Consider the following 12,071-nt stretch of genomic DNA (forward strand, 5'->3'; position numbering starts at 1 on the left):
ACACGGTGTCACGGTCAAGCGGTCAGCGCACGAGCCGGAAGAACGACCGCACCTCCTCGGTGAACAACTCAGGCTGTTCGAAGGCAGCGAAGTGGCCGCCCCGATCGAGCTCGTTCCAGTACCGGATGTCGGTGAAGCGGCGCTCCGCCCAGCGGCGGGACGGGCGCGGGGTCTCGCGCGGGAAGATCGAACAGCCGGTCGGCACGGTGATCGTGTCCACAGTGGATTCGGCGAACCAGCTCGACACCTCGGCGAAACTCTCCCAGTACAGCCGGGCGGACGAGGCGCCGGTGCCCGTCAGCCAGTAGAGCGTGATGTCGTCGAGCATCGCGTCGCGGCTCAGCGCGTTCTCCGGATGGCCGCCGCAATCGGTCCAGGCTTGGAACTTCTCGACGATCCACGCGCACAGCGCGACCGGCGAGTCGGCCAGCGCGTAACCGATCGTTTGCGGCCTCGTCGCCTGCTGGATCGCATACCCGGAACCGTCGGCCTTGGCCGTTTCGAGGTCGGCGAGTGATTTCCGCTCGGATTCGGTCAAATCATCGAAGGTCGCCGGGTCCGGCGCCGCCAGCGGTGGGTTGAGGTGGATCCCGGCCAGCCGCTCGGGTGCCGTCCGGCCCATGAGCGTGGTGATGCTGGTGCCCCAATCGCCGCCTTGGGCGCCATAACGCTCGTATCCCAGGTCCTCCATGAGGCGGATCCACGTGTCGGCGATGCGCTGGATCGACCAGCCGGCCCGCGTGGGCTTGTCGCTGAAGCCGTACCCGGGCAGGGACGGGACGACGACGTGGAAGGCGTCCGCCGCGTCCCCGCCGTGAGCGACCGGATCGGTGAGCGGGCCGAGCACGTCGAGGAACTCGAAGACCGAGCCCGGCCAGCCGTGGGTGAGGACCAGTGGCAGCGCGTCAGGATGCGGGGAGCGGACGTGCAGGTAGTGGATACCGAGCCCGTCGATCTCGGACCGGAACTGGGGGAACGCGTTGAGCCGCGACTCGGCTGCCCGCCAGTCGTAGGTCTCCGCCCAATAGGCGCACAGTTCACGCAGGTAGGCGGCGGGTACGCCCTGCGACCAGTCGTCGACGGTCTCGTCTTCGGGCCAGCGGGCACGGCGGAGCCGATCACGGAGGTCTTCGAGATCGGCCTCCGGGATCCGGGCTTGGAAGGGCGTGCTGTCCATGCCGGCTGACGCTAACGAAGGGGTCCGACAATTCCCGGTTTGGCGGTCCGTTGCCCGTTGACCGAGAACAGGTCAGCGGGCTATTCTCGATATACGAAAGAAAGTTTCCGCATAGCGAAATGACAGAGGTTTCGATGGCTGATCTTGCCGGTTCGCGTCATGCGCTGCCGTACGTGCTGAACCTGTCGCTGGTCTTCACCGAGTTGCCGCTGCTCGATCGTGCGGAAGCGGCGCGCGCCGCGGGCTTCACCGCGGTGGAGTACTGGTGGCCGTTCGAAGCGCCGGTTCCGGACGACGCCGAGGTCGACGCCTTCGTGGCGTCGGTCGAGCGGGCGGGTGTCGCGGTGACCGGGCTGAACTTCTTCCCCGGTGACATGGCGGGTGGCGATCGCGGCCTCGTCACCTGGCCCGGTCGTGAAGACGAGTTCGCCCGCGGCATCGCCTCGGCGATCGACCTCGGCGAGCGGCTCGGCTGCCGCCGGTTCAACGCGCTCTACGGCAACCGGATCGACGGCGCCGATCCGGCCGGGCAGGACAAGCTCGGCCTGTCGAATCTGGCGCTCGCGTCGGACGCGGCCGCGCGCATCGGCGCGGAGATCGTGCTGGAACCGTTGTCGGGGGCGGAGAAGTACCCGCTCAAGACCGCGGACGACGTACTGAAGGTGCTCGACGAACTCGGGCGGGACAACGTGAAGCTGCTGGCCGACCTGTACCACCTGGCGGTCAACGGTGACGACCTCGACACGGTCACCACCGTCCACACCGGACGGATCGGCCACGTGCAGATCGCCGATGCCCCAGGGCGCCACCAGCCGGGGACCGGAACGCTGGACATCGAGGGATACCTGGAAAAGCTGCAGACGGCGGGCTACCGCGGACAGGTCGGCGTGGAGTACAAACCCGACGGGCCGAGCGCGGAATCGCTGTCGTGGCTGCCTTTCGAACGAAGGGGACTGGCATGACCAAGCTGGGATTCATCGGCCTGGGGATCATGGGCGGGCCGATGGCGGGACATCTCGTCGCGGCCGGCCACGAGGTGAGCGGATTCGACACGAACGCCGACGCGCTCGCGAGGCTGGAAGCCGCGGGCGGCCGGGCCGCGAACGGGGTGACGGACGCCGTGGCGGACGCGGAGGTCGTCATCACCATGCTGCCGAACCACCCGCAGGTCGAGGCCGTCGTGCTCGCGGGAGGCGGGGTGCTGGAGTCGGCGAAACCGGGCACTCTGCTGATCGACATGAGCACCATCCGGCCGGAGACCTCCATCGAGGTGGCCGAGCGAGCGGCCGAACGGGAGATCCGGGTGCTGGACGCTCCCGTTTCCGGTGGACAGGCCGGGGCCGAGCAGGCTTCACTGTCCATTATGGCCGGTGGCGATGCCGAAGACTTCGCCGCGGCGCTCCCGATCCTGGAGTCGGTCGGCAAGACGATCGTCCACGTCGGGCCGCACGGTGCCGGCCAGGTCGTCAAGGCCGCGAACCAGCTGGTGGTCGGCGGAACCTATGCGCTGATCGCCGAGGCCATCGTGCTGCTCGAAGCCTCCGGCGTGGACGCCGGGGTCGGGCTGGACGTTCTCGCGGGCGGCCTCGCGGGCAGCCGGATCCTCGAACTGAAGCGGAAGTCCATGGTGGCGCGGGAATTCGCGCCGGGCTTCCGGATCGACCTGCACCACAAGGACATGGGTATCGCGCTCGCCGCCGCCAGGCAGGCCGAGGTCGCGCTGCCGCTCACCGGGCTGGTCGCCCAGCTCGTCGCCGCCGGACGGGCGATGGGCCACGGCTCGCTCGATCACTCGGCGCTGCTGAAGGTCGTCGAAACGCTGTCCGGCGCCGGAAAGGAGTGAGGAATGCCCAGAATCCCCGCCATGCAGGCCGTCGTCGACGTCCTGGTCAGTGAGGGCGTCGACACCGCGTTCGGCTGCCCCGGTGCCGCGATCCTCCCGCTGTATCACGCGATGCAGGACAGCGGCATCGAGCATCTGATCGTGCGCCATGAAGAGGGCGCAACCCATATGGCCGACGGCTGGGCGAGGACCACCGGCAACGTCGGCGTCGCGATCGGCACCTCCGGGCCCGCCGGGACGAACATGATCACCGGCCTCTACACCGCGCAGGCGGACTCGATCCCGATCCTGTGCATCACCGGGCAGGCCGACTCGCGGAAGCTGCACACCGAGGCGTTCCAGGCCGTCGACATCGTCGAGATCGCCAAGCCGGTGACGAAATGGGCCGTGCAGGTCAAGGAGGCGGCCCAGCTGCCGTGGGTGTTCCGGGAGGCGTTCCGGATCGCGCGGTCCGGCCGTCCGGGGCCGGTGCTGATCGACCTGCCGATCGACGTCCAGCGGCAGGAGATCGAGTGGGACTCCAGCATCGACTCGCCGCTGCCGGTCACCAGGGCGACGCCGTCACCGGCCAGGGTCGAACGAGCGCTGGACCTGCTGCTGGCCGCCGAACGGCCGCTGATCCTCGCCGGTGGCGGCGTGGTGCTCGGCGACGCGAGCGACCGGCTGCGCACCGCGGCCGAACTGCTCGGCGTCCCGGTCGGCGTGACGTTGATGGGCAAGGGGACCTTCCCCGAGGACCACGAACTGTTCGCCGGCATGGCGGGTATCCAGACCTCGCAGCGCTGGGCGAACGCGGCCTTTCTCGAAGCGGATCTGGTGCTGGCGCTGGGCGCGCGGTTCGGCGACCGGCACACCGGTGACCTCGACGTCTACCGCGGGAACCGGAAGTTCATCCACGTCGACATCGAGCCGACGCAACTGGGGAAGGTCTTCGGTCCGGACCTCGGCATCGTGTCGGACACGGGCGCCTTCCTGGACGCGCTGATCGAGGCGGCCTCGAAGCGTGCCCCGGCGCGGGATCGCGCGTGGCCGCGGCGGATCGGCGAGCTCAAGGAGAGCCTGCCGCGCCGCGAGGACTTCGAGGACACGCCGATCAAGGCACCCCGGGTCTTCAAGGAGATCAACGAGTTCTACGGCGAGGACGTCTACTTCGTCACCGCGATCGGGCTCTACCAGATCTGGTCCGGGCAGTTCCAGCGCGCGCACAAGCCGCGGCACTATCAGGTGTGCGGCCAGGCCGGACCCCTCGGCTGGGAGATCCCGGCGGCGATCGGGGTCAAGAAGGCGAAACCGGACGCCGAGGTCGTCGGCGTCGTCGGGGACTACTCGTTCCAGTTCCTGGTCGAGGAGCTGGCGGTCGCCGCGCAGTACGACGTCGGGTTCGTGCTGATCATGCTGAACAACGAATACCTCGGGCTCATCCGGCAGGCCGAGACCGGCTACGAGATGAACTTCGAGGTCGACATCCACTACGACAAGATCGGCACGGACAACGTGAAGGTCATGGAGGCCTACGGCTGCTCCGGCACCCGCGTCACCGAGCCGGGTGAGATCCGGACGTCGCTGGAGTGGGCGCGCAAGGAGGCCGAGCGGACGTCGCGGCCGGTGCTGGTGGAGATCATGATCGAACGCGAAGGGAACGCCGCGATGGGCAAGGCACTCGACAGCGTCGTCGAGTTCGAACCGATCGCGGGCTGACGACGGTGTCCCGGCGGCCCGACCGCCGGGACACCGTCATCCGGTCAGGCCTTGCTCTGGTCGTTGCTCAGCCACTTCTCCGGCCGGACGCGGACCAGCACGGAGTTGTCGCTGAGCGCGCCGTCGACGTACTTCGTGCCCTCGTCGCCGGGCAGGTAGCGCTGCGCGATCTTCAGCGCCTGCTCCCTGGTCGGCGGCGCGTCGTTGGCGACGACCGGACCCTCGGCCGTCACGTACTTGTAGGGGAAGGTCTCCGTCTGCGCGACCAGGCTGAGCCTGCCGGCCTTCTTGATCGCCTTGTCCTTGACCGAGCCGCGATCCATCCAGATCAGCAGCTCGCCACCGGGCTCGTAGTCGTACCAGACCGGCACGGCCAGCGGGGCCCGGCCTTCCCGCTCCACGGCCAAGACCCCGATGTGGACCTCGCTCAGGAAGGCTTCCCGTTCTTCGGCGGTCATGACGAAAGACGACATCCGTGTCTCGCTTCTCTCGGTTGGTGAGCTACGAGAAGCGATAACGCGGCCGGTCTTCGGGACATTCCGGGCGCTCGGCCTCGTGAGTGGTAAGGACGGTTAGAACCGTCCTTACCACTCACGAGGCGTTACGGGGTCGGGGAAGCGGTCGTGCTGGTCGGGCTCGTCTCACCGGTGTTCTCGGCCGGGGTCGAGGCCGGCGGCGCGGAAGACGTGCTGGATGGAGGGGGCGTCGTCGAGGACGGAGGCGTGCTCGAAGGCGGCGTCGACGAGGGAGGCGTCGACGAAGGCGGGGTGCTGGTCGGCTTCGAGGGCGACGTGCTGCTCGGCGGTGTGGTGCTGCTCGGCGGGAGCGACGTGCCGGGCTGCGAGGTCGGCGGCGGCGTGGTCGTGCCGGGCGGGGGAGCGCCGGGCAGGGTCGGCACCGGCACTTCGCCGCCGGGCGTACCCGCGGCGACGTCCGGGGAGTCGGGAGCGCCGACGGGCACCTGGCTGTCCGGCGTGGTCGCGACGCCGCCACGGTAGGCGACCGCCCATCGGATCACCGTGTCCACATAGGACAGTGAGTGGTTGTAGCGGTACACGGCAACGCGCTGGGTCTGCTCCGACGTCAGGTCGACGCCTCCAGAGCAGAGGTACCGGCCCGAGGCCAGCGTCGCGTCGTAGATGTTGTTCGGGTTCGACTCGCCGTCGCCATTGCCGTCGGAGGCGTAGCCCTTCCACGTCGACGGGATGAACTGCGTCGGGCCGACGGCGCGATCCCAGACCGTATCGCCGTCGTACTTGCCGCCGTCGGTATCGGAGATCGCGGCGAACGGCCCGGCGCCGTTGAGCTGCGGGCCGAGGATCGGTTCGAGCGTGTTGCCCTTCGCGTCGACGTAGCCGCCGCGCGCGTGGTTGGACTCGATGCGGCCGATGCTGGCGATGAGCGCCCAGTCGATGTGGCAGCCGGGCAGTTCCTTCGCGAGGATGTCGGCCGCGTTCTTGTAGGCCTTCATCATGCTGGCGGGGATGCCGAGCGCGCCCGACGGCGCGAACGCGCCGCCGACGTTGCCGCTGTGACCGGGGACGGTCAGCGGGTCCGGCGTGGGCGGCTGGGGGAGGCTGCCGTCGACGGCGATCTCCGGGACCGTTCCCGCAGGCGGTTGCCAGGCCGCGGCCTGGTTCTGCGGTGCGGCCGGTTTCGGCGCGGCGACCGGGGCGTCCGGGCCCGCCGACGCGGTCACCGCGGGCAGGACGGCGAGTGCGCCACCGGCGAGCGCGAAGGCCGTCCGGTGCCGGGCGGACAACTTGTCCGTCTGTCGAGGGCGGTGCTTCGGCATGTTCTCTCCCGCTAGGTCGACTCCGGGCAAAACTATCCGATACAACCGAATTTGGGGGACGACGCAACGAAAAACCCGCGAACCTGTCGAGTTTTCGTCCGCCCGGCACAAGACCTTCGTAGTGAAGTTGTCAATTTCACGCTGAGTTCACCGAAACGTCAGCAGAATCCTCGACCGCTCCGCGGGGGTGGTCTGAACCGCGTGCAAAGATACCTTTGCACAATCTCCTTTGCACGGCTAGCTTGGTGTCATGACCGGTCCGCCTCCACCCGAAGAGATCGCCGACGCCGCCGTGCTGAAGGCGGTGATGCACCCGCTGCGCCGCCGGATCATGGAGGCGCTGGGCCGCGGACCCGCGACGGCGACGAAGCTGGCCAAGGAACTGGGGGAGAGTTCGGGTGCGACCAGCTACCACCTGCGGGAACTGGCGAAGTACGACTTCGTCGACGAGGCGCCGGAACTCGCCCACGGCAAGGAGCGCTGGTGGCGGGCCCGGCCGCGCGACATCCGCTGGCCCCGGCACAGCGAGCAGAACGACGAGATGCGCGCCGTGTTCGACGAGGCCCAGCGCGCCGCGTTCACCGAGGACCTCGAACAGTTGGCGCGTTTCCTCGAGCGGCGCGGTGAGCTGGGCGAATGGGGTGACGCGCTGGTGTTCTCCCGCGGCTCGGTCCATCTGAACCTTGAAGAGCTCAAGGAGTTCTTCGACGAGTACCTGGACTTGTTGCGCCGCTATTGGCGGCCGGAACCCGGTCCGGACGCGCGGAAGGTGCTCGTGCGCTGGACGGCGTTCCCGGACGCCGACGGGGAGGTGGGGGAAGGGAAGTGAAAGACCGGTGGGAGAGCGGCCACTCGACCACCGGTAACGCGTCACCACGCCGGACGGCGTGTCTTCACGAACGACTCCACGGACAAGGGGGAGCAGCATGCTGCTCTGGAAGAGAATCGCGGCCGTCTGCGCCGCGGCGAGCCTGCTCGCGGCGGGGACCGCGGCGGCCGCGCAACCGCCGGACGGGGCATCCCGGCCGGACGCCACCATCCGCTACACCGAATACGGTATCCCGCACATCGTCGCGAACAACTGGGTGAACCTGGGCTTCGGGCAGGGGTTCGCCGCGGCCAAGGACAACATCTGCGCGATCGCGGACGTCGCGGTCACGACGCGGGCCGAGCGTTCCCGCTGGCTGGGCCCCGACGCGCCGCCGACGAGCGGGGTGAGCCAGGCGAGCACGAACCTCGCGAGCGACCTGTACTTCCAAGGCCTGAACGAAAGCGGGGTGATCGAGCGGCTCCTTTCGGCGCCCGCGCCGCGCGGGCCGTACCGGGAGGTCCGCGAACTGATCCGCGGGTACGTCGAGGGGGTCAACAAGTACCTGCGCACCGGTGAGGTCACCGATCCGGCCTGCCGGGGCGCCGGCTGGCTGAAGCCGATCACCGAACTCGACGTCCACCGGCACGCCCACGCGGTCGGCATGATCTTCGGACAGGGCGGTGTCGCGGACTCGATCACCGCGTCACTGCCGGGTGCCCCGCCGGCGGGCGGCGGTACCGAACAGATGCTCGGGGAGACCGGGATCGGCAGCAACGCGATCGCGATCGGCTCGGCCGCGTCGGCGAACGGACGTGGCGTCTCACTGGCCAACCCGCACCTGCCGTGGCAGCTGAGCGGGACCAGGCTGTGGCAGTCGCAGATGACGCTGCCGGGCAAGCTCGACGTCAGCGGGGCCGGTATCCCCGGCATTCCGCTCATGTGGCTGGGACACAACGAAACCGCCGCCTGGAGCGGGACCGCGACCGACACCACGCGTACGTACACGCTGTTCGAGCTGAAGCTCGTGCCCGGCTCGCCGACGACGTACCTGGTCGACGGAAAGCCCGAGCGGATGCGCCGCCACGACGTAAGTGTCTTGTCGCGCAAGGCCGACGGCACTCTGGAGCGGATCGTACGTCCACAGTGGACGACACGGTACGGCCCGGTGACGACCCGGCTCGGGCAGCGGGAACTGCCGTGGACGGCGTCGGCCGCGTTCGCCGTCGCGGACGCCAACGCCACGAACCTCGGGATGACGAACTCGATGTTCGCGATCGCCCGCGGCCGGACGGCGCGGGAGATGATCGGCGCGGTCCGCGAGACCCAGGGGCTGCCGTGGATGAACATCCTCGCCACCGACGACCGCGGCCGGGTGGAGTTCAGCCAGATCCACGGGGTCCCGCACGTCACCGACGAGAAGGCGGCGCGCTGCAATACCCCGCTGGGCAAGGAAATGTTCGAGGCCGACGGCGTCGCGGTGCTCGACGGCGCCACGACGGCCTGCGCGTGGGGCCGGGATCGCGACGCGCTGCGGCCTGGCGTCTTCGGGCCGTCCAGCCTGCCGAGCCTGAGCCGCACCGACTACGTGGCGAACTCGAACGACAGCTACTGGCTGCCCAATCCCGCGGTGCCGAAGACCGGTTTCCCTCGGATCGTGGGCCCGGTCCGCTACGAACAGAACATGCGGACGCGGGGCGGTTTCGTCGAGATCGCCGATCAGCTGAAGAAGGGCGGATTCACGGGGCAAGCGATGCGGGACCTGATGTTCTCGCACCGGGACCACGCCGCCGAACTCGTCCGGGCCGACGTCGTCACGATGTGCCGCACGATGCCGGGAATGGAGGCCGCGTGCGCCGCGCTGGCGGGCTGGGACGCCCGTTCGGACGCGGACAGCCGGGGCGCGCTGCTGTTCGACCGGTTCTGGGCACTCGTCGATCGCAGGGGACCGTCGATCTGGAAGGTCCCGTTCGACGTCAAGAATCCGGTCCACACGCCGAACACCCTCGACACGGGGAACGCGGCGATCCGCAAGGCGTTTTCCGATGCCGTCGCGGAGTTGCGAACGGCGAAGATCCCGCTCGACGCGCCGTACGGCGACAACCACCACGTCGTCCGTGACGGCCGGAAGATCCCGCTGGGCGGCGGAACCGCCGGACGTGGTGTCTACGACTCGCTGGGCGGGCCGTGGGATCCGGCCCGTGGCTACACCGAGTTCACGCACGGCGGGACGTACCTGCACGTCGTGGCGTTCAACGGGACCGGCTGTCCGGACACGACGACGCTGACGACCTACTCGCAGTCCGCGAACCCGAAGTCGGCGCACCACAGCGACCAGACGGAGCTGTACTCGCGCAAGCAGTGGGTCACCGAACGGTACTGCGAGAAGGACATCCTCGCGTCGCCGTCGCTGGAGGTCGTCCGGGTGAGCAGGCGATGATCGCCGCGTTGCTCGCGGCCGTCGTGGCGGTCTCGTCACCGCTGCCCGCCGCGGCTCCGGACGGCGAAGTCTCGTTCACCAGCCACGGGGTCACCTTGCGGGGAACGGTGGTCGCGCCGGAGGGCGGCGGCCCGGCGCCGGGCATCGTCATGGTGCACGGATCCGGCGAACACGACCGGGACGATTACCGGGCCGAGGCGGAATCCTTCGCGAAGGCGGGGATCGCGACCCTGATCTACGACAAGCGGACCGAGGGTTATTCGCTGTTCGAGCGGGACTACTCGGTCCTGGCCGACGACGCTCTCGCCGCCGTCCAGGCGCTGCGGTCACGTCCGGGGGTGGATCCGGCCCGCGTCGGCGTGTGGGGTCTGAGCGAAGGAGGCTGGGTTGCGCCGCTGGCCGCGTCGAAATCGAAGGACGTCGCCTTCGTGGTCACGGTCGGAGCCAACGGGGTTTCGCCCGACCGCCAGCAGTCGTGGGCCTTCGAGACCTACCTGCGCCGCGGCGGGGTCACCGGTTCGATGGTGGACATGGTGTCGTCGACGAACATGCGCACCCTCGCGGGGGCGGGCGTGTTCCCCGAGGCCGGATACGACCCGGTCCCGGTGCTGGAGAAGGTGCGTCAGCCGGTGCTCGGTCTGTGGGGTGAACTGGATCGGCTCACCCCACCAGGCGAGGCCGTCCGGATCTTCCGGGAGACGCTGGACCGAGGCGGAAACCGGCAGTACACGCTGAAGGTGTTCCCGCAGGCCCAGCACGGGCTCCGGCGGACGACCGATGGTTTCGACAAGCTCGACGGGTTCGCTCCCGGCTACCTCGATCTCGTCGCGAACTGGGTGAACGGAGCGAAAGGAGGGCCGTCGGCCGACCCGCCACCGGTCCAGGCGAGCCAAAGCGCCGCGCTGGCACCGCTCGCCTGGTACGAGGCGCCTTGGGTGCAGATCGGGGTCTGGGCGTTGGCGTTGCTGGCGTTCGCGGCCTACCCGGTGACGGCGTTGTTCCGCCGTCGCAAGGAGGTTCCGCTCGCCAGGCCCGCACGCTGGCTGGCGGCGGCCGGCCTGCTCGGCACGGTGGGATTTCTCGTCTACTACGTCGTGCTGACGACGGGGGCGGCGATGGCGCCGGGTCCGGTCCTTTTCGGACGGACGTTGCCGTGGCTCGCGTTGCAGCTGATCGCGGTCGGAGTTGTCGTCGCCGGCGCGGTGACCGCGGTTTCGTGGTGGCGGAAGAAGGAACGCGGGGGAGTACGGGTCGGCCTGCTGCTGGCCGGGACCGTGCTGTTCGTCCCGTGGGCCGTCCACTGGGGACTGCTGCTGCCGTGAAATGAGCCTGGGTGCCGGGCGGCCACCCGGCACCCAGGCGAGCGGAAGCCGCGTCACCACGCCCGAGGGCGTGTCTTCACGAACGGACCTCCGGGTCAGAAGATACTCAGGACTTCGGGGTGACGGCGAACCGGCGCAGCTGCAGCGCCGGGTTCTTGGCGCGCACCTCGGAGATCCGCTCGGCGGAGACCTCGCCGGTCGCGGTGCCCGTGCGCTCGCCGAGCGAGGCGACGACGACGCCCATCGGGTCGACGATCATGCTGTGCCCCGAACCCGCCGGCGCGGCCTGCCCGGCCGCGACGAGGTAGATCGTGTTCTCGATGGCCCTGGCGCGGACCAGGGTGGTCCAGTGGTCCTCCTTGAGCGGACCGGGCATCCACTCCGCGGGCAGCAGCACCGCGTCCGCGCCCGCGTCGACCAGGCGACGGGTGACTTCCGGGAACCGCAGGTCGTAGCAGGTCTGGAGACCGAAGGTGATCCCGTCGACCTCGAACGTCTCCGGGGCTTCGATGTCGCCGGGCCGGACCAGTTCCGATTCGCGGAAACCGAAGGCGTCGTACAAGTGCAGCTTGCGATAGAGCGCGGCGATCGCGCCGTCGGGGCCGGCCGCGACCAGCGTGTTCGAGATCCGCTCGCCGCCGGGGAGCGCTTCGTTGATGCCCGCGACGACGGTGATCTGCCGGTCCTTCGCGAGGCCGCGCAGTTCGGTGACGAACGGCCCGTCGAGTTCTTCGGCCGAGGTCACGAATTCCCGGCTCATCGTCGGTACGGTGAACAGCGAGTACTCGGGCAGGGCGACCACCCGCGCACCGCGGTCGGCCGCTTCGCCGACGAGGGAGGCGACTCGGGCGAGGTTGGCCTCTTTGTCGTTGCCGGGCGCGAACTGCGCCACCGCGACGTGCACCATGGAACCCCTTCCAATCAGTGGAACTCTTGTATACATGATGGATACTTGGCAGGTCCAGGTGTAGGCTCTGTCGCGGAAAGT

10 protein-coding genes are annotated in these 12,071 nt (G+C 69.3%); 6 read left to right on the forward strand and 4 right to left on the reverse strand.

The window, feature by feature from the left end:
• Nucleotides 1-22: 22 nt before the first annotated feature.
• A complete protein-coding gene (locus BLW75_RS01925; protein WP_034307695.1) occupies nt 23-1,177 on the reverse strand; it encodes an epoxide hydrolase family protein in 1,155 nt (384 codons plus the stop codon).
• A 134-nt stretch (nt 1,178-1,311) separates the two neighbouring features.
• On the opposite strand from BLW75_RS01925, the gene BLW75_RS01930 reads away from it, so the two are divergent.
• From BLW75_RS01930 to gcl, 3 genes are read left to right on the forward strand one after another with little or no spacing between them, the layout of a single operon-like run.
• Entirely contained in the window at nt 1,312-2,139 is an 828-nt protein-coding gene (locus BLW75_RS01930) for a hydroxypyruvate isomerase family protein (RefSeq protein ID WP_034308031.1), read from the forward strand.
• On the forward strand, nt 2,136-3,020 hold the full coding sequence (locus BLW75_RS01935) for a 2-hydroxy-3-oxopropionate reductase (protein ID WP_034307692.1): 885 nt from the start codon (nt 2,136-2,138) through the stop codon (nt 3,018-3,020). The genes BLW75_RS01930 and BLW75_RS01935 overlap by 4 nt, the downstream gene beginning before the upstream one ends.
• A gap of 3 nt (nt 3,021-3,023) precedes the next feature.
• A complete protein-coding gene (gene gcl, locus BLW75_RS01940; protein ID WP_091596520.1) occupies nt 3,024-4,718 on the forward strand; it encodes a glyoxylate carboligase in 1,695 nt (564 codons plus the stop codon).
• Nucleotides 4,719-4,762: 44 nt separating this feature from the next.
• Here gcl and BLW75_RS01945 read toward each other — a convergent pair whose 3' ends face one another.
• Both BLW75_RS01945 and BLW75_RS01950 read right to left on the reverse strand, forming a co-directional pair.
• Nucleotides 4,763-5,191: a pyridoxamine 5'-phosphate oxidase family protein gene (locus BLW75_RS01945; protein ID WP_034307686.1), complete on the reverse strand. Its 429-nt coding sequence runs from the start codon at nt 5,189-5,191 to the stop codon at nt 4,763-4,765.
• 128 nt (nt 5,192-5,319) lie between these two features.
• Entirely contained in the window at nt 5,320-6,513 is a 1,194-nt protein-coding gene (locus BLW75_RS01950; RefSeq protein WP_034307684.1) for a lytic transglycosylase domain-containing protein, read from the reverse strand.
• 250 nt (nt 6,514-6,763) lie between these two features.
• Here BLW75_RS01950 and BLW75_RS01955 point away from each other — a divergent pair, with 250 nt between their 5' ends.
• From BLW75_RS01955 to BLW75_RS01965, 3 genes are all read left to right on the forward strand, one after another.
• A complete protein-coding gene (locus tag BLW75_RS01955) occupies nt 6,764-7,342 on the forward strand; it encodes an ArsR/SmtB family transcription factor (protein ID WP_034307682.1) in 579 nt (192 codons plus the stop codon).
• 97 nt (nt 7,343-7,439) lie between these two features.
• A complete protein-coding gene (locus tag BLW75_RS01960) occupies nt 7,440-9,761 on the forward strand; it encodes a penicillin acylase family protein (RefSeq protein ID WP_034307680.1) in 2,322 nt (773 codons plus the stop codon).
• Nucleotides 9,758-11,083: an alpha/beta hydrolase family protein gene (locus BLW75_RS01965; RefSeq protein WP_091596524.1), complete on the forward strand. Its 1,326-nt coding sequence runs from the start codon at nt 9,758-9,760 to the stop codon at nt 11,081-11,083. The genes BLW75_RS01960 and BLW75_RS01965 overlap by 4 nt, the downstream gene beginning before the upstream one ends.
• A gap of 106 nt (nt 11,084-11,189) precedes the next feature.
• Here the strand turns inward: BLW75_RS01965 and BLW75_RS01970 are convergent, their stop codons facing one another.
• A complete protein-coding gene (locus BLW75_RS01970; RefSeq protein ID WP_034307677.1) occupies nt 11,190-11,990 on the reverse strand; it encodes a carbon-nitrogen hydrolase family protein in 801 nt (266 codons plus the stop codon).
• Nucleotides 11,991-12,071: the final 81 nt, after the last annotated feature.

It is taken from the genome of Amycolatopsis lurida (assembly GCF_900105055.1).
GTDB classification, from domain to species: domain Bacteria; phylum Actinomycetota; class Actinomycetes; order Mycobacteriales; family Pseudonocardiaceae; genus Amycolatopsis; species Amycolatopsis lurida.